General features: G+C 60.4%; 25 protein-coding genes and 1 other RNA gene. 9 read left to right on the forward strand and 17 right to left on the reverse strand.

Annotated features, from left to right (window positions below; translation table 11 throughout):
- Positions 1 to 9 precede the first annotated feature (9 nt).
- The 6 genes from SLW75_RS17495 to SLW75_RS17520 form a co-directional block, all read right to left on the reverse strand.
- Positions 10 to 1,626 (reverse strand): ABC transporter permease, encoded by a 1,617-nt coding sequence (locus SLW75_RS17495; protein ID WP_410935043.1) that lies wholly within the window; start codon positions 1,624 to 1,626, stop codon positions 10 to 12.
- 124 nt (positions 1,627 to 1,750) lie between these two features.
- Positions 1,751 to 2,752 carry an extracellular solute-binding protein gene (locus SLW75_RS17500; RefSeq protein WP_296308179.1) on the reverse strand — a complete coding sequence of 334 codons (1,002 nt, stop codon included), beginning with the start codon at positions 2,750 to 2,752 and terminating at the stop codon, positions 1,751 to 1,753.
- Between the two features lie 280 nt (positions 2,753 to 3,032).
- The gene (locus SLW75_RS17505) at positions 3,033 to 4,253 is read right to left on the reverse strand and encodes a 2-octaprenyl-3-methyl-6-methoxy-1,4-benzoquinol hydroxylase (RefSeq protein WP_065987456.1); all 1,221 of its coding nucleotides are present in this window, start codon (positions 4,251 to 4,253) and stop codon (positions 3,033 to 3,035) included.
- A gap of 49 nt (positions 4,254 to 4,302) precedes the next feature.
- Positions 4,303 to 5,490 (reverse strand): 2-octaprenyl-6-methoxyphenyl hydroxylase, encoded by a 1,188-nt coding sequence (gene ubiH / locus SLW75_RS17510; protein ID WP_410935044.1) that lies wholly within the window; start codon positions 5,488 to 5,490, stop codon positions 4,303 to 4,305.
- The gene (gene pepP, locus SLW75_RS17515; protein WP_065987458.1) at positions 5,487 to 6,821 is read right to left on the reverse strand and encodes a Xaa-Pro aminopeptidase; all 1,335 of its coding nucleotides are present in this window, start codon (positions 6,819 to 6,821) and stop codon (positions 5,487 to 5,489) included. The genes ubiH and pepP overlap by 4 nt, the downstream gene beginning before the upstream one ends.
- Positions 6,822 to 6,902: 81 nt before the next feature.
- Positions 6,903 to 7,460 carry a YecA family protein gene (locus SLW75_RS17520; protein ID WP_192130705.1) on the reverse strand — a complete coding sequence of 186 codons (558 nt, stop codon included), beginning with the start codon at positions 7,458 to 7,460 and terminating at the stop codon, positions 6,903 to 6,905.
- A 149-nt stretch (positions 7,461 to 7,609) separates the two neighbouring features.
- Here SLW75_RS17520 and SLW75_RS17525 point away from each other — a divergent pair, with 149 nt between their 5' ends.
- The 4 genes from SLW75_RS17525 to SLW75_RS17540 all read left to right on the forward strand — a co-directional run bounded on the left by SLW75_RS17525 (position 7,610) and on the right by SLW75_RS17540 (position 9,080).
- Entirely contained in the window at positions 7,610 to 7,819 is a 210-nt protein-coding gene (locus SLW75_RS17525; protein ID WP_037016503.1) for a TIGR02449 family protein, read from the forward strand.
- On the forward strand, positions 7,816 to 8,139 hold the full coding sequence (locus SLW75_RS17530) for a cell division protein ZapA (protein ID WP_065987460.1): 324 nt from the start codon (positions 7,816 to 7,818) through the stop codon (positions 8,137 to 8,139). The genes SLW75_RS17525 and SLW75_RS17530 overlap by 4 nt, the downstream gene beginning before the upstream one ends.
- 31 nt (positions 8,140 to 8,170) lie before the next feature.
- A non-coding RNA gene (gene ssrS, locus SLW75_RS17535) (6S RNA) lies at positions 8,171 to 8,349 on the forward strand.
- Between the two features lie 101 nt (positions 8,350 to 8,450).
- The gene (locus SLW75_RS17540) at positions 8,451 to 9,080 is read left to right on the forward strand and encodes a 5-formyltetrahydrofolate cyclo-ligase (RefSeq protein WP_192130703.1); all 630 of its coding nucleotides are present in this window, start codon (positions 8,451 to 8,453) and stop codon (positions 9,078 to 9,080) included.
- 52 nt (positions 9,081 to 9,132) lie between these two features.
- Here SLW75_RS17540 and SLW75_RS17545 read toward each other — a convergent pair whose 3' ends face one another.
- Entirely contained in the window at positions 9,133 to 9,282 is a 150-nt protein-coding gene (locus SLW75_RS17545) for a hypothetical protein (protein WP_122534092.1), read from the reverse strand.
- 194 nt (positions 9,283 to 9,476) lie between these two features.
- On the opposite strand from SLW75_RS17545, the gene SLW75_RS17550 reads away from it, so the two are divergent.
- Positions 9,477 to 9,926 (forward strand): EVE domain-containing protein, encoded by a 450-nt coding sequence (locus SLW75_RS17550; RefSeq protein WP_410935045.1) that lies wholly within the window; start codon positions 9,477 to 9,479, stop codon positions 9,924 to 9,926.
- A gap of 15 nt (positions 9,927 to 9,941) precedes the next feature.
- Here the strand turns inward: SLW75_RS17550 and SLW75_RS17555 are convergent, their stop codons facing one another.
- Entirely contained in the window at positions 9,942 to 10,352 is a 411-nt protein-coding gene (locus tag SLW75_RS17555) for a flagellar basal body-associated protein FliL (RefSeq protein WP_410935046.1), read from the reverse strand.
- A 135-nt stretch (positions 10,353 to 10,487) separates the two neighbouring features.
- Here SLW75_RS17555 and SLW75_RS17560 point away from each other — a divergent pair, with 135 nt between their 5' ends.
- On the forward strand, positions 10,488 to 11,465 hold the full coding sequence (locus tag SLW75_RS17560) for an NADPH:quinone oxidoreductase family protein (RefSeq protein WP_410935047.1): 978 nt from the start codon (positions 10,488 to 10,490) through the stop codon (positions 11,463 to 11,465).
- Positions 11,466 to 11,509: 44 nt separating this feature from the next.
- Here SLW75_RS17560 and SLW75_RS17565 read toward each other — a convergent pair whose 3' ends face one another.
- A complete protein-coding gene (locus SLW75_RS17565) occupies positions 11,510 to 12,157 on the reverse strand; it encodes an energy transducer TonB (protein WP_410935048.1) in 648 nt (215 codons plus the stop codon).
- Positions 12,158 to 12,400: 243 nt separating this feature from the next.
- On the opposite strand from SLW75_RS17565, the gene SLW75_RS17570 reads away from it, so the two are divergent.
- Positions 12,401 to 13,543: an acyltransferase family protein gene (locus tag SLW75_RS17570; protein WP_410935049.1), complete on the forward strand. Its 1,143-nt coding sequence runs from the start codon at positions 12,401 to 12,403 to the stop codon at positions 13,541 to 13,543.
- Here SLW75_RS17570 and SLW75_RS17575 read toward each other — a convergent pair.
- Positions 13,540 to 14,529, reverse strand: coding sequence for a hypothetical protein (locus SLW75_RS17575; RefSeq protein WP_410935050.1), 990 nt, complete (start codon positions 14,527 to 14,529; stop codon positions 13,540 to 13,542). The genes SLW75_RS17570 and SLW75_RS17575 overlap by 4 nt on opposite strands.
- A 217-nt stretch (positions 14,530 to 14,746) precedes the next feature.
- On the opposite strand from SLW75_RS17575, the gene glpT reads away from it, so the two are divergent.
- Positions 14,747 to 16,096, forward strand: a complete 1,350-nt coding sequence (glpT, locus tag SLW75_RS17580; protein WP_192130697.1) for a glycerol-3-phosphate transporter — start codon at positions 14,747 to 14,749, stop codon at positions 16,094 to 16,096.
- Positions 16,097 to 16,153: 57 nt separating this feature from the next.
- Here glpT and SLW75_RS17585 read toward each other — a convergent pair whose 3' ends face one another.
- From SLW75_RS17585 to SLW75_RS17615, 7 genes are all read right to left on the reverse strand, one after another.
- Positions 16,154 to 16,828 carry a gamma-glutamylcyclotransferase gene (locus tag SLW75_RS17585; protein ID WP_192131015.1) on the reverse strand — a complete coding sequence of 225 codons (675 nt, stop codon included), beginning with the start codon at positions 16,826 to 16,828 and terminating at the stop codon, positions 16,154 to 16,156.
- A 211-nt stretch (positions 16,829 to 17,039) separates the two neighbouring features.
- On the reverse strand, positions 17,040 to 18,008 hold the full coding sequence (locus SLW75_RS17590; RefSeq protein ID WP_410935051.1) for a CDP-6-deoxy-delta-3,4-glucoseen reductase: 969 nt from the start codon (positions 18,006 to 18,008) through the stop codon (positions 17,040 to 17,042).
- The gene (ubiD, locus tag SLW75_RS17595; RefSeq protein WP_410935052.1) at positions 18,008 to 19,474 is read right to left on the reverse strand and encodes a 4-hydroxy-3-polyprenylbenzoate decarboxylase; all 1,467 of its coding nucleotides are present in this window, start codon (positions 19,472 to 19,474) and stop codon (positions 18,008 to 18,010) included. The genes SLW75_RS17590 and ubiD overlap by 1 nt, the downstream gene beginning before the upstream one ends.
- A gap of 70 nt (positions 19,475 to 19,544) precedes the next feature.
- On the reverse strand, positions 19,545 to 21,503 hold the full coding sequence (locus SLW75_RS17600; protein WP_410935053.1) for an acyltransferase family protein: 1,959 nt from the start codon (positions 21,501 to 21,503) through the stop codon (positions 19,545 to 19,547).
- 96 nt (positions 21,504 to 21,599) lie between these two features.
- Positions 21,600 to 22,859 carry a transcription termination factor Rho gene (gene rho, locus SLW75_RS17605; protein ID WP_037016529.1) on the reverse strand — a complete coding sequence of 420 codons (1,260 nt, stop codon included), beginning with the start codon at positions 22,857 to 22,859 and terminating at the stop codon, positions 21,600 to 21,602.
- 228 nt (positions 22,860 to 23,087) lie between these two features.
- On the reverse strand, positions 23,088 to 23,417 hold the full coding sequence (gene trxA / locus SLW75_RS17610; protein WP_296305960.1) for a thioredoxin TrxA: 330 nt from the start codon (positions 23,415 to 23,417) through the stop codon (positions 23,088 to 23,090).
- A 123-nt stretch (positions 23,418 to 23,540) separates the two neighbouring features.
- Positions 23,541 to 24,245, reverse strand: coding sequence for a FadR/GntR family transcriptional regulator (locus SLW75_RS17615; RefSeq protein ID WP_410935184.1), 705 nt, complete (start codon positions 24,243 to 24,245; stop codon positions 23,541 to 23,543).
- Between the two features lie 266 nt (positions 24,246 to 24,511).
- Here SLW75_RS17615 and SLW75_RS17620 point away from each other — a divergent pair, with 266 nt between their 5' ends.
- Positions 24,512 to 25,297: a transporter substrate-binding domain-containing protein gene (locus tag SLW75_RS17620; protein ID WP_065987474.1), complete on the forward strand. Its 786-nt coding sequence runs from the start codon at positions 24,512 to 24,514 to the stop codon at positions 25,295 to 25,297.
- Positions 25,298 to 25,301 lie beyond the last annotated feature (4 nt).

The following is a 25,301-nucleotide window of genomic DNA, read 5'->3' on the forward strand; positions in this document are numbered from 1 at the left end:
ACCCCGCACCTAACCAATCGGCTTGGCCGAACGTCTGATCAAACCGATGACCGGGAGCAGCCCGACCAGCACCAGGGTCAGCGCAGGCAAAGCCGCACGCGCCCACTCACCTTCGCTGGTCATTTCGAAGACGCGCACGGCCAGCGTGTCCCAGCCAAACGGGCGCATGAGCAGCGTGGCGGGCATTTCCTTGAGGACGTCGACGAAGACCAACAGCGCAGCGCTCAACGTGCCGGGTATGAGCAGCGGCAGATAAATCCTGAAAAACAATCGCGACCCGCTGACCCCCAGACTGCGCGCGGCTTCGGGCAGTGACGGGCGAATCCGCGACAGGCTGTTCTCGAGCGGCCCGTACGCGACCGCGATAAAACGCACCAGATACGCAAGCACGAGCGCCCCCAGACTGCCCAGCAGCAACGGTCGGCCAGCGCCGCCCAGCCAGCTGGATAAGGGCACGACCAGTTCCCGGTCCAGATAACTGAACGCCAACATGATCGACACCGCCAGCACCGAGCCGGGCAGCGCATAGCCAATGTTGGCGACGCTGACGCCCGAGCGGATGGCGCGGGTGGGGGCGAGACGCCGGGCAAACACAAGGATCATCGCCACGCAGACCGTGACCAGCGCAGCGATGCTGCCCAGATAAAGCGTGTGCAGAATCAACCCGGCGTAGCGCTCGTCGAGGTCGAAACGCCCGCGCTGCCAGACCCAGACAATCAACTGCAACAGCGGCACCACAAACGCGCAGGCGAACACCAGTCCACACCACGTGCTGGCGGCGGCAGCTTTTAATCCATGCAGGTGATAGAGGGCCTTGACCCGCGGACGCTCGTTACTCGGCCGGCTCGCGCCCCGTGCGCGATGCTCGCCGTACAGCAGGACCATGACCGCCAGCAGCAACAGGCTCGCCAGCTGCGCGGCGCTCGACAGGCTGAAGAAGCCGTACCAGGTTTTGTAGATCGCTGTAGTGAAGGTGTCGAAATTGAACACCGACACCGCGCCGAAATCCGCCAGGGTTTCCATCAACGCCAACGCGACGCCGGCACCGATCGCCGGCCGCGCCATGGGCAATGCCACGCGCCAGAACGCTTGCCACGGCGACTGCCCCAAAATGCGCGCGGCCTCCATCAGGCCTTTGCCCTGGGCCAGAAATGCCGTGCGCGCCAACAGATACACGTAGGGATAGAACACCAGCACCAGCACGATAATCACGCCGCCGGTGGAGCGCACTCGCGGCAGACGCAGGCCGGAACCGAACCACTCGCGCAGCAGCGTCTGCACCGGGCCTGCGAAATCCAGCAAACCCACAAAGACAAACGCCAGCACATATGCCGGGATGGCAAACGGCAGCATCAGTGCCCAGTCCAGCCAGCGGCGCCCTGGAAACTCACAAAGCGCCGTCAGCCACGCCAGACTCACGCCCAGCAGCGTGACGCCCAGCCCCACGCCAATCACCAACGTCAGGGTGTTGCCCAGCAACCGCGGCATCTGGGTTTCCCAGAGGTGGGACCAGATCTGCTGATCGATGGTTTGCCAGGAAAACAGCAGAACGCTTAACGGCAGCAGCACCAGCGCGGCAATGCTGAAAACCAGGGGGTACCAGCGACGCTGGGGGGAGTGGGCCAAGGGGGTTACTCACGGAGAGTTGCGGGTTGCCGAAGCCCTCGGTGGGAGTGACCGGGGTGGCGCTCCCACAGGGTCTTTGTCAGGATGCAAAGCCGGCGTTAACCCGGCCTTCTTTCGCGAAAGATCAGTTCCAGCCAGCGCGGTCCATCATGCGAATCGCCTCGGCCTGCCGCCGACCGGCCACTTCAACCGGGATCGTATCCGCTTTGAATGCGCCCCAGCTCGCCACTTCTTCAGAGGGCGCCACTTTCGGGTTGGCCGGGAATTCCTGATTGGTGCCGGCGAATATGGTCTGGGCTTCAGGGCCCGTCATCCATTCCACCAACGCTTTGGCGGCGTCTGGGTGGGGCGCGTGCTTGGTGAGGCCAATGCCGGAAAGATTAACGTGCACGCCGCGATCCGACTGATTGGGCCAGAACAGGCGCACGGCGAGATCCGGATTGTCCTTGTGCAAACGGCCGTAGTAGTAGGTGTTGACGATGCCGACGTCGCATTGGCCGGCATTGATGGCTTCAAGCACCGCGATGTCATCGGAGAAAACGTCGGTCGAGAGGTTGTTCACCCAGCCCTTGAGAATCTTCTCCGACGCCTCGGCGCCGTGGGTTTCGATCAGCGTGGCGGTCAGCGACTGGTTGTAAACCTTTTTGGCAGTACGCAGGCAAAGACGCCCTTCCCACTGTTTGTCGGCCAGGGCTTCGTAGGTGGTGAGTTCTGCAGGTTTGACGCGATCGGTGGAGTAGGCAATGGTCCGCGCGCGCAGGCTCAGGCCGGTCCAGCTGTGGGTGGAAGAGCGGTACTGGGACGGAATGTTGGCGTCGATGACCGGCGAAGTGAACGGCTGCAGGATGCCCATTTGCTCAGCTTGCCAGAGGTTGCCCGCGTCGACGGTGAGCAGCAGGTCAGCCGTTGCGTTCTGGCCCTCGGCCTTGATGCGCTGCATCAGCGGCGCTTCCTTGTCGGTGATGAACTTGACCTTCACGCCGGTCTTGGCGGTATAGGCATCGAACACCGGTTTGATCAGCTCATCGATTCTGGAGGAATACACCACCACTTCATCTGCGGCCTGGGCGGTGCTGCCGAGCACGGTTAATGCCAGGGCAGCCAAAAGACGCTTGCTAGCCTGCATGCAGGTTCTCCTGATTCGAGAGAGGGGAAAAACGAGGCGAAATGGTAGTGAATCGCATCTGCCATCTCAACCGAAGTCAGGATTGAGGCGTTACCGGATGTTGCGAGGTGCCGGCGGTGCCACACCCGGAACCACTGAACGCACGCGCAGTTACAGTGGGACCGGCTTCAGCCGGGAAGAGGCCAGCTTGAACGCCATCAGATTCGCGGCGTAACGAATGGCGCGTTTCCGGCTAAAGCCGGTCCCACGGTGAAGCGCGCGGACAGAAAGTGCCGTGTTGTCAGAGCCGTGCCAGCGTCGGGAGGTCCCCGGTCAGGCCCAAGGCCTGGCGCACGAACAACGCTTTGGCCTCTGCCGAACGATCGACCATCTTCAGCCCGGCGTTGCGTAACAGACGAACCGGCAGCGCGTCAGCCTGGAACAGTCGCTCGAAGCCTTCCATCGCCGCCATCAAGGTCAGGTTATGCGGCATGCGCCGACGCTCGTAACGGCTCAACACGCGCTCATCGGCCAGACGTTCGCCGCGCTCCACCGCACCGCGCAGCACTTCGGCCAGCACCGCTGCGTCGAGAAAGCCCAGGTTGACGCCCTGCCCCGCCAACGGATGGATGGTGTGCGCGGCATCGCCGATCAGCGCAAGGCCGGGCGCTATGTAGCGCTTGGCGTGGCGTTGACGCAGCGGCACGCAAAGCCGCGGATCAACAGAAATCACCGGTCCGAGACGGCCTTCGAACGCATTCTCCAGCTCACGGCAGAAGCGTTCGTCGTCGAGCTTCATCAAACGCTCGGATTGCTCCGGCGTCACCGACCAGACGATGGAGCACCAATGCTCACCCTCTCGGTCGAGCGGTAAAAAGGCCAGCGGGCCACTGTCAGTGAAGCGCTGCCAGGCGGTTTTACGGTGGGAGTCCGCCGTTTGCACGCTCGTCACGATGGCGTGGTGCAGGTAGTCCCACTCCCGCGTCGCGGTGCCGGTCATGCGTCGTACGGTCGAGTTGGCGCCATCGGCGGCGACCACCAGCGGCGCACGCAATGTGCGGCCGTCGGAGAGCGTCAGGAGCCAGTCATCGCCGGAGTGACGCATCTGCTCCAGACGCACGTCTGCCAACAAGCCGATGTCGCTGGCATGCAGACGTTCGACCAACGCATCCTGCACCACGCGGTTTTCGACGATGTGCCCAAGCACCTGAGCGTGAACGCTGGAAGCAGAAAAATGCACCTTGCCCGTGCCGCTGCCATCCCACACGTGCATGTCGCTGTAGGGGCTGACGCGACGCGCAACGATGCCATCCCAGACGCCAAGCCGCTCAAGAATGCGCTGACTGGCGATGGACAACGCACTGACCCGGGCTTCGAAGGGGGCATCAGCCACGAACGGTTTGACCGTCAGGGGACCGCCATCCACCACAAGGATGTTCAGCCCACTGTCTCGCAGCGCCAGCGCGAGCGCACTCCCCACCATTCCGGCCCCGACAATCAGCAGATCTGCGCGCGTTTCCATGCTTTAAATCGTTCTCGACTGTGGCGAAGGCCACGAATGAATGGAGTGTTCAGACATCGCTTCGCGTTCCCAGGCCCATGGCCTGACGGGCGAACCAGCTCTTGGCCGAAGGCAACAGATCCAGGCCCAGGAGGCCCAGATTGCGGCCTGCAGTCACGACCGACTGCTGACTGCTGAACAACCGGGTGACCTGATCGGAAAAGCCGACGGTCAGTTTTTGATCAACCCGCTGGCGCTCGCGATACACCTGCAACGTCGACAGCTCGCCCAGCGGTGCATTACTGGCCAGCAGCGCCTCGGCCAGGGAGGCGGCATCACGCAGCGACAGGTTGAAGCCCTGCCCCGCAATCGGATGAAGACTGTGGGCGGCATTGCCGAGCACCACCAGATGGGAGCGGATCTGCTCTTCGGCCTCGATCAGCGCCAGCGGATAGCTGTGGCGCACCCCCACTTGCTTCAGTGCGCCCAGCCGGAAGCCGAAGACGCCCTGCAGTTCTTCCAGGAAGCTTCGGTCGTCCAGCGCCATCAGCCGTTGAACGTCATCGCCGGTGCGCGTCCAGACCAGCGCGCAACGATTATCCGGAAGCGGCAGCAACGCCATGGGGCCATTTTCGGTAAACCGCTCGAAGGCCTCACCACCGTGTGGGTCTCCCGGCGTGATGTTGGCGATCAGCGCGCTTTGATCGTATGGCGTGTGTCGCACGGCAATGCCCAACTGCTCGCGCAGGCTGGAACGGCCGCCATCGGCCAGCACCGCCAGGTCGCAGGTGAGCTGAGTTTCGTCATTGAGCGTGAGTTGGTAGCCATCGGGCAGCGCCTGCATGTGCGTGACTTCGGCCGGGACCCGCCAACTGATCACGTCCTTGTCCAGCGCCTGCCACAGGCATTGGCCCAGCCAGGCGTTTTCAACCACGTAGCCCAGGGCCGGAACGCCTTCTTCCATCGAAGACAGGTGCGCGGCGCCAAACCGGCCTTTGTCGGAAACGTGAATGTTGAGGATCGGCTCGGCGCGGCGGCTGATCTGCTGCCACAGGCCCAGGCGCTCGTAGATCTGCCGCGCGCCGAAAGACAGCGCTGAAGAGCGCGCGTCGTAGCTGGGTTGGTACGTGTCGCCGGGCGCAAACGGCTCGATCAGGACAATTTTCCAGCCTCGCGCCTTCGCCCCGGCTTGCAGGGCCAGGGCCAGGCTTGCGCCGACCAGTCCGCCACCCACGATGGCCAGATTAAAGCGGCTCATGCGGCTTGGGTTCGTGCTGCGGCCATCAGGGCCTCGATCTCGGCAACGGTTTTTGGCACATCGCCCGTCAGGATTTCACAGCCTTTTTTGGTTACCACGACGTCATCCTCGATTCGCACGCCAATCCCGCGCCACTTTTTGGCGACGGTCTGATTGTCCGGGGACACATAAATGCCGGGCTCGACCGTCAGCGCCATCCCGGCCTCCAGAACACGCCACTCTCCGCCAACCTTGTATTCGCCGACGTCGTGCACGTCCATGCCCAGCCAGTGTCCGGCGCGATGCATGTAAAAAGCTTTGTACGCTTCGGCAGCAATCAGTTCATCCACCGCGCCTCGCAGCAGCCCCAGCTCAACCAGCCCTTCGGTGATGACTCGAACCGTAGCCTCGTGGGCCTGATTCCAGTGATTTCCGGGTTTGATTGCTGCAAACGCCGCTTCCTGGGATTTGAGCACCACCTCGTAAATCGCTTTCTGTTCGGCGGAGAATTTGCCGCTTACCGGGAAGGTACGGGTGATGTCACTGGCGTAGCAGTCGATCTCGCAACCGGCATCGATCAGTACCAGGTCACCGTCTTTGAGCGGCGCGTCGTTCTCCTGGTAATGCAGGATGCAGGCGTTGCGCCCCGAGGCGACGATAGAGCCATAGGCCGGCATCTTCGCGCCGCCCTTGCGGAATTCGTAATCAAGCTCCGCTTCCAGGCTGAACTCGTACAGCCCGGCGCGACTGGCCTGCATGGCTCGCACATGGGCACGGGCCGAGATCTGCGCGGCCTCACGCATCACCTTCACTTCGGCCGCCGATTTATACAGGCGCATGTCGTGAAGCAAGTGATCCAGCGCAACGAATTCTTTGGGCGGCTGCGCACCCAGGTGCGCCTTGGAACGGATGACGTTGATCCACTCCATCACATGGCGGTCGAATTCAGGATTGCTGCCCATGGACGAATACACCCGATCGCGACCCTCGATGAGGCCGGGCAGGATGTCGTCGATGTCGGTGATAGGGAAGGCATCATCGGCGCCGTACTCGCGCATCGCGCCGTCCTGGCCCGCGCGCAGGCCGTCCCACAACTCGCGCTCGGGATTGCGTTCGCGACAGAACAGGACGTACTCACCGTACTCGCGGCCAGGGATCAGCACGATCACCGCCTCCGGTTCGGGGAAGCCACTCAGGTACTGAAAGTCGCTGTCCTGGCGGTACACATGCTCGACGTCCCGATTTCGAATCGCCACAGCCGCCGCTGGCAGGATGGCGATGCTGTTGGGCTCCATCTGCTCCATCAACGCCTTGCGGCGGCGGGCATATTCGGCTTTCGGGATATGAATCATGGGCAAGTGCGGTTCTCCGGGAGATGCGCTTCGGCCACCGCCGCGCAAGGGCGGCATGGCGGAAGCCGCGATGACGCGCTGTCAGTGCAAAGAAGGCTTGGCTTCGTCGTCAGCATCGGTTTTCTGGTTGAACTCGGTGAACAGCAGCAACGGCGCAACGCGCAGGTACTCCATGACTTCCATGTAGTCGCTCTCGCCATCTTCGGACTCGTCCAGCGCGTCATGAACCTGAGCAATGGCAGCCAGGTCTTGCAGCACGTCCCTGGCATCATCGCTCAGTGACTGGCCACCCACCCGGGCAAAGCCACTGAGGAAACCCTGGCACCACTGGGCCATGGCGGCGGTGCGTGCAGCCAGGGGCTCATCATCACCGGGCAACAGCAACACGACGGTCATGTCGTCACCGGTCAGTTCGCTTTTGACCATTGCCTGCAGGCCGATCAGGGCCTGACGCACTTTGTCGTCTGGCTCTGTTTCGAGCAGCAGATGAGCGTCGGACAGCCACTCTTCTGCATCGAAGCCTGCGCCGGCGCAACTGCGGCCCAGCAAGAGGCCGTGCAATTCGGCAGGAGATACATGATGACCACTGCTGGCAAGCAGGGCGGCGAAGCCGTTGTACGGGGAATTCTGAATAGGCATGGGCAACTAGGCGCCAAGCGGCGCAATGTCTAGAATGAAGGCCTTGTATCGTAGCACCGGCAGACGCGCCCAAGCTATCAGGCGATGTCCGGGGCGAATCCAGACGCCAGCGCCTGCACCACTCATCTGAAAGTAATCAGTGGAAAACAATGGAAGACAACGACCTGCAAGCGCTGATGGCTCGACTGGAGTTATTGATCAATCGTGTCGAGCAACTAAAAAGTCAAAACGGACTCCTATTAGCTCAGGAAAAATCCTGGCGCGAGGAACGCGCTCAACTCATTGAAAAAAACGAAATCGCCCGGCAAAAGGTCGAGTCCATGATTTCGCGCCTCAAGGCCCTGGAGCAAGACTCATGAGTAATGGCAACAGCATCACCGTGCAAATCCTCGACAAAGAATATTCGATCATCTGCCCGCAAGAGGAGCGCACCAATCTGGTCAGCGCCGCGCGTTATCTGGACGGCAAAATGCGCGAGATCCGCAGCAGCGGCAAAGTCATCGGCGCCGACCGTATTGCGGTGATGGCCGCACTGAATATTACCCATGACCTTCTGCACAAACAGGAACTGCCACCCGCAAAGGCCCAGGCCAATGGTGCCAACAGTGAGCAGGTTCGCGATTTGCTGGACCGTGTAGACCTGGTCCTTGCCACGGATTCGGATAAAGCACAAGGCTGATTGTTCGGACATGATTGGGTATACTTGCGACCGCTCCCTGGAGTGCTTGCCAGTCGGTCATGTCCCTGAGCCGATACGCACAACCACGGGGGTTGCACGTTGGGGTTGGTGTGCATGTCCGCTCGACGGAAAGCCTTAAAACCTCCTGCAATCTCCACCTTGAACTTTCGGGTTCAAGGGCTACACCGACAGCGGTTCGTCGGGGAGTCTCGAACCTTCTACCCATCGCCAGGCGCCCCGTCTGGCGGTGGGCATCGTGAATCTGCCTGATTCCACGACATCACTATCCAACGCCTCACGGACCCGCCAGCATGACCTCATCCGGCGCCGCTCCCCTTCCAGATCCTTCAAGCCTCTCTCGACCACAGTTGCGTCGGCTTCTTCGCCATAATCGTCGCGCGCTCAGCCCGGCAGAACAGCGACAGGCGGCGCAGGGCCTGTACCGTCAACTGGCGCAAAACCCGCTGTTTCGCCGCGCCCGTCATGTTTCGCTCTACCTTCCGATGGACGGTGAAATCGACCCGCGCCTGCTCCTCCGTGCCGCTCAAAAACGCGGCAAGACCACGTACCTGCCGGTGCTCAGTGCCTGGCCTCGAACCAAAATGGTGTTTCAGCGCGTGCGCCCCGGGGAGACGTTCAAGCCGAACCGGTTCCGCATCCCGGAGCCACGTACCAATGCCAGGCGACAGCGCAAGATCTGGACGCTCGACCTGGTGCTGATGCCGCTCGTGGGGTTCGATCCGGACGGGGGACGTCTTGGCATGGGTGGCGGCTTTTACGACCGCAGCCTGGCTTATCTCGCGCGTCGTAAAACCTGGCGCAAGCCGGTGCTGCTGGGACTGGCCCACGAGTGTCAGAAAGTCGGGAAGCTGGCGGTCGCCAGTTGGGATGTTCCGTTGGCAGGAACGGTGACGGGTACGCGTTGGTATATGGCGGGGTGAATCGTCAGCAATGCGCGCTTGGGTGAAAAAAAGCGCGCTGCGAAAAAGCGGTTTAGCGGCGGAGCTGTGGCTGCTGTTGCTGAGTGATTTCAACCGGCGCGTCTGCCTTGGCAGCCCACAGACTTTGCGCATAACCGGTGGTAACGATTCCCAAGCCGAACAAAATTGCCAAAATCCACAGTACATCCGGCTTGCGTCGCATTCATCGTCCCCTTTGTAACGAATCAGAATCTGAAATCGATAACGTTTAAACAAGGCCGCCAGATAGTGCAGCCCTTAAAATGCCGGCATTCTGCGGCAACGTGACGCAACACGCAAATACTGGCGCCAGCCGACTGTCGGTTTGTCATCAAATCGTAGGACAAATTTCCCAAGACCTGTTCAGGAGCCTTATAAATGGCCTATTGGCTGATGAAATCCGAGCCCGACGAGCTCTCGATCAGCGGGCTGAAAAAGCTCCGGCAGACGCGCTGGGACGGTGTACGCAACTACCAGGCCCGCAACTTTATGCGCGCGATGGCCGAGGGCGATCAGTTCTTTTTCTACCATTCCAGCTGCCCCGAGCCCGGGATCGCCGGCATCGGAGAAATCGTCAAGGCCGCGTATCCCGATCCCACTGCGCTGGACGAAAAAAGCCACTACTTCGACGCCAAGGCCACCGAGCAGAAAAACCCCTGGAGCGCCCTTGATGTGGCATTCGTCGAGGCGTTTCCGAACGTGCTGGGCCTGAGTTTTCTGAAGCAACAAGCCGCACTGGAGCAGATGCCATTGGTGCAGAAAGGCAGCCGCTTGTCCGTCATGCCGGTGACGGACGAACAATGGGCCGTCGTGCTGGGCCTGCGCTGAGTTCAGAACGCGGCGTTATTGGGCAATGAAGTTGTTGAACAGCAGGTCATCAACCACGGGCTTGCCGGTTTCCTGGGTCAGCACTTGCTGGGTCTGCTTCAGGGCTTCCTGACGCAGTTTCTCCTTGGCATCGACGTTGCCCATGCTGTCGACCGTTTGCTGAGTGAACAGCGCCACCAGCTGATTGCGAATCAGCGGCTCGTTCTGCTTCACCAGCTTCTGCGCTTCGGCGCCGGTCACGCGCAAGGCGACGTCGGCCTTATAGACGTGCAGTTTCGGGCCGCCATCCAGTGAGTAGTTGCCTACGAAGGGTGGCGTCAACGCCACGTAGGAAACCTTGTTCGGATCTTCCTTCTCCCCGCCCTCTTCGGCCAGCGCCGCAACCGGCATCGACAATGCCATCAACATCAGAATCCACGCTTTCACAGTCCGCTCCTCAATCCGTTTTGCCGCATAGCTTACTTCAGCTTATGCACGCCTATCAGGCCGGGCCATGCTCATTGACCCCACAACCTCGCTACCTGTACTTATCGGCCATCCCCGAAAAAGGAATAGCCCTCGATGAAAGCCGTGCTTTGTAAAGCCTTCGGTCCCGCTGCAGATCTGGTGCTGGAGGAAATCCCCAGCCCGGAGCCGAAGAAAAACGAGATTCTTCTGGACGTGCACGCTGCCGGGGTCAACTTCCCGGACACGCTGATCATCGAAGGCAAATACCAGTTCAAGCCGCCTTTTCCGTTTTCGCCTGGAGGTGAAGCGTCGGGTATCGTGACCGCTGTCGGTGAAAAGGTCAGACATGTGCGTGTCGGTGACCGGGTAATGGCGCTGACAGGCTGGGGCAGCTTCGCTGAACAGATCGCCGTGGCCGGTTACAACGTCCTGCCCATCCCCGAAACGATGGACTTCACCACCGCCGCCGCCTTCAGCATGACCTACGGCACGTCGATGCACGCCCTCACACAGCGCGCCAATCTGCAGGCGGGCGAGACGCTCCTCGTGCTCGGCGCCTCCGGGGGCGTCGGCCTCGCTGCCGTCGAGATCGGCAAAGCCATGGGCGCTCGCGTGATTGCCGCCGCCAGCAGCGCAGAAAAGCTCGAGGTCGCCAAAAACGCAGGCGCCGACGATTTGATCAACTACAGCGAAAGCAATCTGAAGGATGAAATCAAACGCCTCACCAACGGCAACGGCGTCGATGTGATCTATGACCCGGTGGGCGGCGACCTTTTTGATCAGGCCGTTAGGGGCATCGCCTGGAACGGGCGACTGCTGGTCGTCGGTTTCGCCAGTGGCCGCATTCCTGAGCTGCCGGTCAATCTCGCGCTGTTGAAAGGGGCCTCGGTTGTAGGTGTGTTCTGGGGCTCATTTGCCCAACGCCAGCCCCAGGACAACGCGGCGAATTTCCAGCAACTGTTCACCTGGTTCAGCGAGGGCAAGCTGAAGCCGCTGGTGTCGAAGGTTTACCCGCTGGAGCAGGCGGCAGAAGCGATTGAATCGTTGGCGCAGCGCAAGGCGGTGGGCAAGGTGGTGGTGAGGGTCAGGTAGCGTGTATCAGGGTCGCTTCCAATCTGAAAGGGCTGACCACGCGCTCACAGCATCATCCTCACTTGATCAGGTAACACGTCCTTGTAACGCAGTTCCGGATTCGCCCGGCATCGCTGAATGATCTCCGGAGCTGCATCTGCCAGCGCATCCCCCAGCGCGAACCGTCGCTCGTCGGACAGCCTGCGGTAAGTGGCGACCCTCGCCAGCACTTTGAAGGTGTGCCGGAACACGCTCATGTCGATCTCTTCAAGACCGGATGAGTTTTGCTGGAAGTCGTCCAGTCGCTTGTTGAATCGGGCGCAGGTCATGTGTCGCAGGCTGCGATGAAGCCAGGGCACGGGGGCATTTCCTTCACGCGGGTGGACGAAGTAATGCTCCTGCCGCAGCGAGATAACTGCCGGACGCTGATCACTGACCACCCAGGGTTTTACGCGCCATGTCGGCGCAATGTTTACTACGGAGAGGGAAAACAGAGGGTGCGAGCTGTCCAGCACCTCAGGCGCGGAAACCTTTCCATCGTGGTGCGCCTTCAGGTTGTAGACGACCCACCCGGATACTCCCGATTTTGAAAGCGAATACGGCCAGGCGGGCGCCCTGCGGTAATCAAACTCAACACTGCGCTCGTCTGCATGAACCTTGATACACACCGCAAGCATCACCCATAAAACCCACCTGCTCATCACTGCCGTCACCTGCGCGCTTCTTCCTGTGTGCCCCCTGCTTGAGTGCAAAAGGCCGGCGCGCAGTTTGTATGTTGGGCTGCGGCGGCAATAGCTCATGACTTCCCAGAGCTGCGTAGGATCGATCCCAAAATCAACACCTCGCTAAACAACCCGCGACGGCGCCCGATGTGTTCCGTATATTTCACGCCCGATACATACCGAACGGGCCCTCATTCGGTATCGACTCCAATACGAATTGCGGACCCAGTATTGATGACCGTCACTCTGATTTTGATATCGCTGTACGCGCTGTCGATCGCGATATTTTGCCTCGCCACCCAGCGTTTACCGATCCTCTCCCAAGACGCGCTCCACCGCGTTTCGTCGCTGGACGGGCTGCGCGGCGTGCTCGCCACTGCGGTCATCGTTCATCACTTCATCGTCAGTTATTACTGGCACGTCAGCGGGGTCTGGGAAACCACGGACAGCCGCGTGCTGAACAACATGGGCACGGTGCCGGTGTCGCTGTTTTTCATGATCACGGGTTACCTGTTTACCGCGAAGATCTACCGCAGCGAGCCGAAATGGCGTCAGATCCTGTCGTCACGGGTACGGCGAATCTTCCCGATGTACCTCTTCAGCGTCGCCGTGATCGCGGCCATCGCCCTGTATCAATCCGCAGGCATCAGCGCCCCGGTGATGGACACCCTCAAAGCACTTGGCCGATGGGTGATTTTCATCGGCAGCCCCATCAACGGTTTCCCGGACACTGTCCGCATCAACGCCTCGGTGCAGTGGACGCTGCTCTATGAAGCGGTCTTCTACCTGTCGCTGCCAGTGCTGTACTGCCTGCTTCGGCGCAAGCTCCCCGGCATGTCAGTCGTCGTCTCGCTGATGGTGCTGGCGTGCCTGTGGGGCGAATACCACCATCACTTTCACAACCGGTTCATCAAACTGTTCGCTGTCGGCATCGCAGTGGCGGTGTTTGAAGACCGGATGCGCCAGTGGCGTGTCGACTTCACAGGCGTGCGCTGCACGTTGGTTGCGGTCGTGATACTGCTGATCTGCATGAAGCTCAAATCGTATTCGACGCTGCAGATGCTGATCCTCGGCATTCCGTTTGCGCTGTTTGTGCTCGGCAACAGCTTGCACGGGGTGCTGGAGATTCGAGGATTGAAGATTTTGGGCGAGGCCAGCTTCAGCATTTACCTGCTGCACGGCATCGTCATCTACAGCGCGTTCAGCTTGCTGGGCATGTATGACTTCACCACACCGGATCCACTCAGTTACGCGCTGTATTTACCGCTGATCATCCTGCTGACCAGCAGCATCAGCGTCGCGACGTACTGGTGCATCGAACATCCGTTCCTGCGCAAGGCAACGCCAAGCGCCGACGCCGGCTTGCCGAGGGCTTAAGATTCGTTAACGGGTAACCGAGGCGGGCTGGCCGACAACGAACTGAAAACCTCGTTCGCCCAGCTCGCCATGCTGTAGCGCTGCACGACCTGTTCGGGCGGATCCACGTATTCACCGGCGATGAAGGCTTCAGGGATCACGGGGTTATCGCTGTCGATGATCAGAATGTTGCGCGGATCGTAGAAGTCGTAATCCGCCACCGATGCATTGTTTGTGATCATTTTCTTGCGATAGAGCAGTGCTTCGAAGAACCGGAAGCTCAAACCCGCGTGCCCCGGCCGGACGATGTCTATCAGTATTTCCGAACGCTTGACGTATTCGGCCGTTTCATCGATGCCCATGCGCTGCCGAAAGAAGGTCAGTAATGGACTGGCCCCCAACACTGGCTTGCTCTGCACCAGGAACTTGCAGGTGTTGGTGTAGCCCAGTTGTTCAAACGCCCGAGCGACCCTCCCGAGTACATCCACACGGTGCTTGCCGCCCATCACGACAAAAGCCTTGAAGTCGGACGTCGTTCTGAAATCGGCGTGTTCTTCGTAGATGTAGTTGTAGAGCTTGCGCAGTTGATACTCGCGGGCATCAGCGCCATCGAAGGTGTAGACCTTGTCAAAGGTCGCCAGTTGATCAATCGGCATCGACAATCGCGCAATCCCGTCAGACAGATAGGCGACGCTGAGCGCCGCCGCAGCCTGGGCCAGTGTGACCAAACCCTCATCCAGCTGGCTTGGATTCACAACCAGCAGCGCATCGACATGGCCCGCCGCCCGAATCGCCGCACGAGCACGCTTAACGATCAGGTACTTTTTCAGCCATCGGCGCAGCTTCCCCGGAAGCCATGGCAGTTCTTTCGCGCCATGGGTCAGGTCAAGGAATACAACGTCGTTCGACTTGCCGAGAAAGGTGCTGAGCCGGCCAAGGTATCCGCCAACATCGCGGCACAGGATGATGATTTTTTTATTCCGAATCCCAAGCGGGGGTGACTGCATGAGGGTTTGCCAATCGTGAGCGCGTGAGCGCGCACTTTACCTGTCCCAGGCACCGAAACCCACCTATGGACAGCACTGCACAAACGGGATGTTCGCAAAGGAATTCCCTCTCGGCCCGTGTTTACGTCCTTTTTATCCGATGAGAAGCCTTCCTATTTTCTGTAACGAAAATGTAATATTCGGATTCGCATAACAATAAAATAAATGGAGTGTCCCGATGTTTGCCTTTTTCCGTCCTGCCGCACATCAGGCTCCGCTGCCTGAGGAGCGTGTCGACTCTACCTACCGCCGCCTTCGCTGGCAGATTTTCGCCGGCATCTTCTTCGGCTACGCCGGCTACTATTTGCTGCGCAAGAATTTCTCGCTGGCCATGCCCTACCTGATCGACGAGGGATATACCCGTGGCCAACTGGGCCTCGCGATCTCAGCGATTGCCATTGCGTACGGGCTGTCGAAATTCCTGATGGGGCTGGTGTCGGATCGCTCCAACCCGCGCTACTTCCTGCCATTCGGACTGGTGATTTCCGCGCTGGTGATGTTCGTGTTCGGATTCGCACCCTGGGCGACGTCCAGCGTAACCATCATGTTCATTCTGCTGTTCATCAATGGCTGGGCCCAAGGCATGGGCTGGCCGCCGAGCGGACGCACGATGGTGCACTGGTGGTCGCAGAAGGAGCGTGGCGGCGTGGTCTCGGTATGGAATGTGGCGCACAACGTCGGTGGTGGCTTGATCGGCCCGCTGTTCCTGCTCGGGCTGGGTTGGACCAACGACTGGCACGCCGCGTTCTACGTGCCTGCGGCGGTTGCCCTGTTCGTCGCCCTGTTCGCCTTCGTCACCATGCGCGACACCCCACAGTCCGTGGGCTTGCCGCCGGTCGAGGACTACAAGAACGACTACCCGGAAGGCTACGACGCGAGCCACGAAGAGGAATTCACCGCCAAAGAGATCTTCGTCAAATACGTCCTGCGTAACAAAATGCTCTGGTACATCGCGCTGGCCAACGTCTTCGTTTACCTGCTGCGTTACGGCGTGCTGGACTGGGCGCCAACGTACTTGAAAGAAGCCAAGCACTTCGACGTCGACAAGACCTCGTGGGCCTACTTTTTTTATGAGTGGGCAGGCATTCCGGGCACGCTGCTGTGCGGCTGGATGTCCGACAAGATCTTTCGTGGCAACCGTGGCCTGACCGGCATCGTGTTCATGGCAATGGTGACCGTTGCGACGTTGGTCTACTGGCTCAACCCGCCCGGCAACCCCACCGTCGACATGATTGCGCTGGTCTCGATCGGCTTCCTGATTTACGGCCCGGTCATGCTGGTCGGCTTGCAGGCCCTTGAGCTGGCACCGAAGAAAGCCGCCGGCACCGCAGCGGGATTCACCGGCCTGTTCGGCTATCTCGGTGGCTCGGTCGCCGCCAGCGCACTGATGGGTTACACGGTCGACCACTTTGGCTGGGACGGCGGCTTCGTGCTGCTGGTGTCCGCTTGCATCCTCGCAATAGCGTTCCTGATACCGACGCTGCGGCATACGCGGGTGGCGAGCCAGTCGCGAGAGGAGATGGCTTAAGTCTCAAACGAAAAGGGCTTGGTCAGTGCGATGATCAAGCCTTATTCGGACCAGAAGCTATATCGCTAACAACACCGGCCTGCACCGCTTGAACCGCGCTTCCAGGCTCAGGTCCGGCATGGCGTGGGTGCGCAGTGCGCGGATGGTTTGCTCGACGTATTCCCACGTGGTCCCGTAACGGCCGCTGGCATTGGCCAGGACCTGGGTGAGCACGCTGTCGGGCAGGTTGCCAGCATAACTGGGCAGATGCCGCTCCAGCACAAATCCCAGCGCCTGCACCTTGGTGCCGTCTTCAAGTCGGCAGTTGAGCCAGTGCGGGCGGTAGGACGGGAACGGCATTTCTCTCTGCCACAACGCCAGCAGGGACTCGTCGATATTGTCTTCGGGCAACCGGTAGGCGAATCCGCTGCAGGAGCCGCCGCGGTCCAGACCGAATACCAGCCCTGGCTGCTCGGGCGTGCCACGGTGTTCGTGGGACCAGAGATAGAGACCGCGATGATAGCCGTGGACCCGTCCGCGCTGACGCTCGACGGCGCTGCACTCGGGTCGCCAGATCAATGATCCGTATGCGAACAACCAGATCGGGCCGCCCTGGTGACGGCTCATCGTGGCGTGGATGGAGGCAAGAAGCTGCTCGCGGCTCAGTTTCGGCCCAAGATCGATGACCGGCGGGTAGGACAACCCCAAGCCATCATGGACAGCTTCCGCCAGGATATTGATTTGATTCCCCATCTGGTTCCCCCCACCGGCAAGGCTGACGCCGGTGCAACGCTGAACACTCATGAAACGGGTCTGGCAACAACGAATGAACAATCAGACGGCATCGCAGGCAGTGTGACGTTGTGACTCGGCCACCGGCGCACGGGTCACGCCGGAAAAGCCGATATCTGACAAACAGCCATGCAATACGCTGTCCACATCCAGCCCGGCGAGTGGCTGCGCTTCAGGGCCTCGGCGCATACGCGAACACATCGGCACGCATCTGATGCGCATCCATGCCCGCCAGCACCAGCGCATCGAGGGTCGAATAGACCATGGCCGGGGAGCCGCTGGCATACACATAAAGCGGCTTCAGATCGCTGAAGTCCTCGCAAACCGCCTCATGCAGCATGCCGCAGCGCCCTTCCCAACCGCACAGATCACTGACGATCCTGTGCAGGAACAGATTAGGCAGCGTCTGCCACTCCTCCCAATGCGTGAGCTGGTAGAAATCTTCCGGACGGCGCATTCCCCAATACACATGCACCGGATAGGGGAAACCTTTGGCGCGGCAATGCTCGATCAGGCTGTGCATCTGCCCCATACCGGTGCCTGCCGCAATCAATACCAGCGGGCCATCGGGCAATTCGCCCAGATGAGTATCGCCGAAGGGCAAGTCAACCCGCGCCATGCCCTCGCGCTGCAGCTGCTTGATCAGGTTTTGCGCACTGGCCTCGCGGGCGAGGACGTGAATTTCGAGATCACGCCCGCTCTCCGGCGCTGACGCCATGGAAAACGCCGATTTTTCGCCGTCGTCCCGATGGATCATCAGGTACTGACCGGCGTGATAACGCGGCGGCTTGCCGGCAGGCGCACGGAGCATCACGCGCCAGACATCGCCGCCGACTTCAACACACTCGCTGACCTGGCAGGCGAACGTACGCACCGGCAGCTCGCCGAGCGCCAGCACGCTGTCCCACAGCACAACGCAGTCTTCCTGCGGCACCGCCAGGCACGTGTAGATTTCGCCGTGGTTGCGGATCTCTCCGGCCTGCTCGACGCTGCCTTCAACCAGCAGCGCGGAACAGATGTGGCAATTGCCGTTGCGACAGCTCTGAGGGCATTCATAGCCCAGACGCTGGGCGGCGTCGAGGATCCGTTCGCCTGGCAATGTCTCGATGACCGCGCCCGAGGGCTGCAAATTTACACGCATCAATCAATTCCCAGCTGAGTCCAGATTTCATCGATCCGGCGGGTCACCGCTTCGTCCTTGACGATAGCGCGACCCCATTCACGGGTGGTTTCGCCCGGCCACTTATGGGTGGCATCGAGCCCCATTTTCGAGCCCAGACCGGACACCGGTGAGGCGAAGTCGAGGTAGTCGATTGGCGTGTTGTCGATCATCACCGTGTCGCGCTTGGGGTCCATGCGCGTGGTGATCGCCCAGATGACGTCATTCCAGTCACGGGCATTGATGTCGTCGTCGGTGACGATAACGAACTTGGTGTACATGAACTGTCGCAAAAACGACCAGACCCCCAGCATCACGCGCTTGGCATGGCCGGGGTACTGCTTCTTGATCGTCACGACCGCCATGCGGTACGAGCAACCCTCGGGCGGCAGGTAGAAGTCGACGATTTCCGGGAACTGCTTCTGCAGAATCGGCACGAAGACTTCGTTTAGCGCAACGCCCAGGATGGCCGGCTCGTCAGGCGGCCGGCCCGTGTAGGTGCTGTGGTAAATCGGCTTGATGCGGTGGGTGATGCGCTCGACCGTGAAGACCGGGAAGCTGTCGACCTCGTTGTAGTAGCCGGTGTGGTCGCCGTACGGACCCTCGTCGGCCATTTCGCCGGGATGAATCACCCCTTCAAGGACGATTTCGGCGCTGGCGGGGACCTGGAGGTCGTTGCCACGGCACTTGATCAGTTCGGTACGGTTGCCACGCAGCAGGCCAGCGAATGCGTATTCGGACAAGCTGTCGGGCACCGGCGTGACGGCGCCCAGAATGGTGGCGGGGTCAGCGCCCAAGGCCACGGACACCGGAAATGGCTGACCCGGGTGCTTGTTGCACCAATCCCTGAAATCCAGCGCGCCGCCGCGGTGGCTGAGCCAGCGCATGATCACCTTGTTGCGGCCGATCACCTGCTGGCGATAGATACCCAGATTCTGCCGTTCTTTGTTGGGCCCGCGAGTAACCGTCAGCCCCCACGTAATCAGCGGGCCGACATCGCCGGGCCAGCAGGTCTGCACGGGCAGCAGGCCAAGGTCGACGTCGTCGCCCTCGATCACGATCTCCTGACACGGCGCGTCCTTGACGACTTTCGGCGCCATGGCGATCACTTTTCTGAAGATGGGCAGCTTGGACCAGGCGTCCTTCAAGCCCTTGGGCGGCTCGGGCTCTTTAAGGAAAGCCAGCAGCTTGCCGATTTCCCGCAGTTCGGACACCGACTCGGCGCCCATGCCCATAGCGACGCGCTCGGGAGTGCCGAACAGGTTGCCAAGCACCGGGATGTCGAAACCCGTCGGCTTTTCGAAGAGCAGCGCCGGCCCCTTGTTGCGCAGGGTCCGGTCGCAGATCTCGGTCATTTCCAGTACAGGGGAAATGGGCACCTGAATGCGTTTCAACTCTCCGCGCTGCTCAAGCTGCTGCACGAAATCCCGTAGATCCTTGAATTTCATTAACCCGGCCACTCACCAAATAGATGCACATCCTACCTGCTCTGACCGCAGAGGGCAGCTTGTGTCCAACTCAAATGCGCGGTGTTTCGCGCAACAGCGGCGCGAACAGCAGTTGCATCTTCTCGCCGCCCAGGTCCGACAGGTGATCTTCGTCCTTGTACAGCGAACGCCCGTCAACTTCGGCACGGCACAGACCGCCCTCACACAGCAGCGGTTTAGGGTCGACCAGGTGAATGCCTGCATCCGCACGGCTGAGGGTGTCGAACAGGTGGTTGATAAACGCCTGCCGCCCATCAAGCTCCGCAGCCGGACGCCCGACCTCTGCAGCCGAACGTCCAACCCTCGCCAGGCTGCTCAATCGTTCGATGGTGCCCTTGCGCTGCTGCGGCACTTCCTTGAACAACCAGACCTGCGCCCCCGCTGCTCGCAATTCAGCGATCTGAGCTTTCAAAGCATCGGCGAAATACGCTTCGTTTCGGGGAATGGATTCGTGTTTCAGCAGCACGTTGCTTTTGTTGCCGTCTTCCAGGCCGTAGATGTACAAACTCCAGCGCGCGGCCAGCGTGACGTCAGGGATTTTCTGTGCTCGAACGCGCTCGACGTTCAGGGCGTTGAAGTCCTGACAGCGCTTGCTTGTTGCGGTGCTGACCAGCGGCGGACATCCGCTCATGCTTGCCAGCCAGACAGGCACATGGGCTTGCTCGGCCGCGCTTCTGACGCCTGGCCACAGGGCTGCCGCATGACTGTCGCCCCAGATGAGATGGGACGGCGCGGCATCGGCATTGCCACCCGCCCGACAGAGCTTGTCCAGACCTTTGCTGTGCTTTGATCCGAGCAGGAAACAGTCCATCTGCCCGGCGCTCCACTCCCGCGACTGCGCATATTGCAGGGCCTGGCCGGACAGGCGTTGCGGTACGCCGTCACTGGAGCGCACCGCCTGCCCCATCAGCGCCAATACGGCCAGCGTCAGCATTCCACCCATCAGTACCGGCTTGCGGCCGGCCAGCACGCGGCGTTCACGGAATGGCAGCTCGACAAAGCGCCAGCTGATCCAGGCAAGCGCGCCGGCCAGAAGGATCCAGCCAATCGCTTCAAGGTCAGAAATCCCGTCAGCTGAAATTGCATTGGCATAGACATGAATAGGCCAATGCCACAGGTACAGCGAGTAGGAGATAAGCCCGATTGCCACCAGCGGTTTGATGCTCAGAAAACGCCCGACCCATGACGCGGGATGACCGTTGGCCCAGATCATCGCTGTGGTGCCCATCACAGGCAGCAGCGCCGCCCAGCCGGGGAATTGCGTGGTTTTGTCAAAACTCAGCATCGCCAGCACGACCGCCGCAAAACCGCTCAGACTGACCGTTTGATAGATCCAGCTCGGCAGCGGGCGTCTAGGCGCAGGGGCGACGGCCAGCATCGCCCCGCACAGCAGTTCCCATGCACGCATCGGCAGCAGAAAGAATGCTGCCTCGGGTTTGTGCTTGATCGCCCAGATGTTCAGCCCGAACGACAGCACCAGCAGGCCGAGCAGCAACCAGCGCCAGTGCCGCACGTACCGCGTCGCCAGCACCATCAGCAGCGGGAAGAAAATGTAGTACTGCTCCTCCACCGCCAGCGACCAGGTGTGAAGAAGCGGTTTGAAATCTGACGCGGAATCGAAGTAGCCGTCCTGCCGCATGAACAGCAGGTTGGACATGAACATCGACTGATACCGCACTTCCCGGCCCAGCTCGGCGTAGTCCTTGGGCGTCAGCAATATCCAGCCAAACGCCAACGTGGCCAGCACGACAACGGTCACGGCAGGGACGATACGTCGCGCGCGACGGGCCCAGAAATCGACGAAGCTGAATCGCCCCGCGCTGATCTCGCGGAAGATGATGGACGTGATCAGGTAGCCGGAGATGACGAAAAACACGTCGACGCCGACGAAGCCGCCGCTCAGGCCCAGACCGAAGTGAAACAACAGCACCGGGACCACGGCCAGGGCCCGCAGCCCATCGATATCACGGCGATTGCCAAACGTGTGCATGACGCTCCTTGTCTACGGGAGAGATCTACAGAAAAGGTCAAAAAAAATGGTGTCCAGAAGGACACCATTTTTCTACGGTCGGTTCAGCGCAGGGTGTTACTTGCGCTTCATCGACAGGAAGAACTCATCGTTGGTCTTGGTCTGTTTCAGCTTGTCGATCAAGAACTCGATGGCCGCGACCTCATCCATAGGATGCAGCAGCTTGCGCAGGATCCACATGCGCTGCAACTCGTCGTCGGCCGTCAGCAACTCTTCGCGGCGTGTGCCGGAGCGGTTGATGTTGATGGCCGGGAAGACGCGCTTCTCTGCGATCTTGCGATCCAGAGGCAGCTCCATGTTGCCGGTGCCTTTGAATTCTTCGTAGATCACTTCGTCCATCTTCGAGCCGGTTTCAACCAGCGCGGTGGCGATGATGGTCAGCGAGCCGCCTTCTTCGATGTTACGTGCCGCACCGAAGAAACGCTTTGGCTTCTCGAGGGCGTGCGCATCGACACCACCGGTCAGGACCTTGCCGGAGCTCGGAATGACGGTGTTGTAGGCGCGAGCCAGACGGGTGATGGAGTCCAGCAGGATGACCACGTCCTTCTTGTGCTCGACCAGGCGCTTGGCCTTTTCGATCACCATTTCGGCGACCTGCACGTGACGGGTAGGTGGCTCGTCGAAGGTAGAAGCAACCACTTCGCCGCGCACGGTGCGCTGCATCTCGGTGACTTCTTCCGGACGCTCATCGATCAGCAGAACGATCAGATGGACTTCAGGGTTGTTGCGCGTGATGTTCGACGCGATGTTCTGCAGCATGATGGTCTTGCCCGCTTTTGGCGGAGCAACGATCAGACCGCGCTGACCTTTACCGATCGGGGCACACAGATCGATAACGCGACCGGTGAGGTCTTCGGTGGAACCGTTACCGGCTTCCATCTTCATGCGAATGGTCGGGAACAGCGGCGTCAGGTTTTCAAACAGAATCTTGTTCTTCGCGTTTTCTGGACGGTCGAAGTTGATGGTGTCGACCTTGAGCAGTGCGAAGTAACGCTCGCCTTCCTTCGGCGGACGGATTTTGCCGACAATGGTGTCGCCCGTGCGCAGGTTGAAGCGGCGGATCTGGCTCGGCGAGACGTAAATGTCGTCTGGGCCGGCAAGGTAGGAGGCGTCTGCAGAACGGAGGAAGCCGAAGCCATCCTGGAGGATCTCCAGCACGCCGTCACCCGAGATTTCCTCGCCGCTTTTCGCATGCTTCTTCAGCAGGGAAAAAATCACGTCCTGCTTGCGCGAACGGGCCATATTTTCAATGCCCATCTGTTCGGCCATTTCGAGCAGATCGGTAATAGGCTTTTGCTTGAGTTCAGTCAGGTTCATATAGGAATGACGTAATCATGTATGGAGGGGGAAATTAAGCTTTTGGCTTAATGAGGCCGCGCCGCAGAGAAGGCGACAGGATCGCGTGCAAATCGAAAGGAGACGGTCGGCGACGGCTAGCAGGGGGCAACGGAGAAGCCGTTGCGGGGCCGAATGTACCACTTGATTTTCTGAGCGTCTAGTACGACGCCCGAAAAAAACCCCGCGATTTGCGGGGCTATATCGTCATCAGATGTTGGCGTCGAGGAACGCCTGCAACTGCGACTTGGACAGTGCGCCGACCTTGGTTGCCGCGACTTCGCCGTTCTTGAACAGCATCAGGGTCGGGATACCACGAACGCCGTGCTTGGCCGGTGTTTCCTGGTTGTCGTCGATGTTCAGCTTGGCGATGGTCAGCTTGCCTTCGTAAGTGCCGGCGATCTCATCCAGAACCGGGGCAATCATCTTGCATGGGCCACACCATTCAGCCCAGTAATCCACCAGTACAGGGCCGGCAGCCTTCAGGACATCGGCGTCGAAGCTCGCGTCGCTGACGTGTTTGATCAGGTCGTTACTCATGAGATTTCTCCGAGGTCATAGGCAAAAAAACGTGGGCCATCATAACTGTGTCACGCGGTGACAGGAAGTCGAGGTTCATTGTCTCTAGCTATGACCCGGCGCGGTTGCCTTAATTGCAGATGTTTAGCCGGAAGGTGCGACGAACACGATGCCGGTGCGCAACGCAGCGCCGCGGATGTGCTCCTGCATGGCTTTCTGCGCCGGGCCAGACGCGTTTCGCGCCAGCGCCCGCAGGATCTTGCGATGCTCCTGCCAGGTTTCCATGGCCCTGCCCGCGCGAATAAAAGGCAGCTTTTGGCTCTCCAGAAAAATATCGGCGCTGGTGGTGATAATCCCCAGAATCGCCTGATTGCCACTGGCGATGAGGATGCGCCGGTGGAAATCGAAGTCCAGCCGCGCCGCGCAGTTAAAATCCCCTGCCTTGAGTTCAAGGCGCATGGCTTCGACGTTGTCCTCCAGTACATCGCGCTCATCGGCCGTCAGCGTGACCGCTGCAAGCCCGGCGGCAAACCCTTCCAGCGCATAGCGCAGCTGAAAAGTCTCAGCAGGTGATGCGTGCGCTGCATACGGCCAGGAAAATCCGTCCGTGCTCCGTTGTGGTTCAGAAACCGCCTGTACGAATACGCCTTTGCCGGGCTGCACACTGACCAACCCCAAGGCGCTCAATGATGACAGTGCCTCACGCAACGAAGCCCGACTGACGCCCAGCCGAATCGCCAGATCCCGCTGAGACGGCAGGCTGTCGCCGGGCACATAGCCCTGCTCGGCGATCAGTTTGCGGATCGCCTGGAAGGCGGCTTCAGGCACAGCTACAGGGCTCGGATGCATGGCGATCAAGGTGTGGAAACCGTAGGAAAAATCCCTTGTATCCCCATCGGAGGCATCCGGCAAGTGACGCCCAAGCGAGGGGCGCCGGGCCTTTCGAGCGCGCCAAAGCGGGGCGGCTCCCTCACTCACTGTTCAGACCAGTTAGACCGGATCAAGCCTGCGGCCCGCATTCCATGGTTGCAAACCATCGGCTGGCATGGGCTGTGCACTGGTGCTTGGCCACGACCCGGGCTTCGCCTGCACATTGATCGATTCGGAGACACCACATGACCCAGCGTTACAGCGCCCTGCTCGCCGCCCTGTTTGCCAGCCTCATGCTCGGCCAGGCCCCCGCCCACGCTAATGGTCTGGATGATGTAACCGCTCGCGGCACGTTGAAAGTCGCGGTTCCGCAAGACTTCCCGCCCTTCGGTTCGGTCGGCCCCGACATGAAGCCGCGCGGCCTGGACATCGACACCGCACAGCTCATCGCCAATCAGTTGAAGGTCAAGCTTGAGCTGACGCCGGTCAACAGCACCAACCGCGTGCCGTACCTGACCACCGGCAAGGTTGACTTGGTTATCTCCAGCCTCGGCAAAAACCCGGACCGCGAAAAGGTCATCGACTTCTCCCGCGCCTACGCTCCCTTCTACCTCGCCGTGTTCGGCCCGCCTGAAGACGCGATCAAAACCGTGGACGACCTGAAAGGCAAAACCATCAGCGTGACCCGTGGCGCCATCGAGGACATCGAGCTGACCGCCGTTGCGCCGAAGGAAGCCACGATCAAACGCTTCGAAGACAACAACTCGACCATCGCGGCTTACCTGGCCAAGCAGACCGACCTGATCGCCAGCGGCAACGTGGTGATGGTCGCCATCAGCGAGAAGAACCCCAAGCGCATTCCGGAGCTGAAAGTGAAGCTCAAGGACTCGCCGGTCTACGTGGGTGTGAACAAAGGTCAGCCCGAGTTGCTCGCCAAAGTGAACGAGATTCTCGAAGCGGCGAAGAAAGACGGCACGCTGGAAAAGAACGCGCAGACCTGGCTCAAGCAGCCATTGCCTGCCGACCTCTGATCAT

It is taken from the genome of Pseudomonas sp. W5-01, from assembly GCF_046540435.1.
Taxonomy (GTDB): Bacteria; Pseudomonadota; Gammaproteobacteria; order Pseudomonadales; family Pseudomonadaceae; genus Aquipseudomonas; species Aquipseudomonas graminis_B.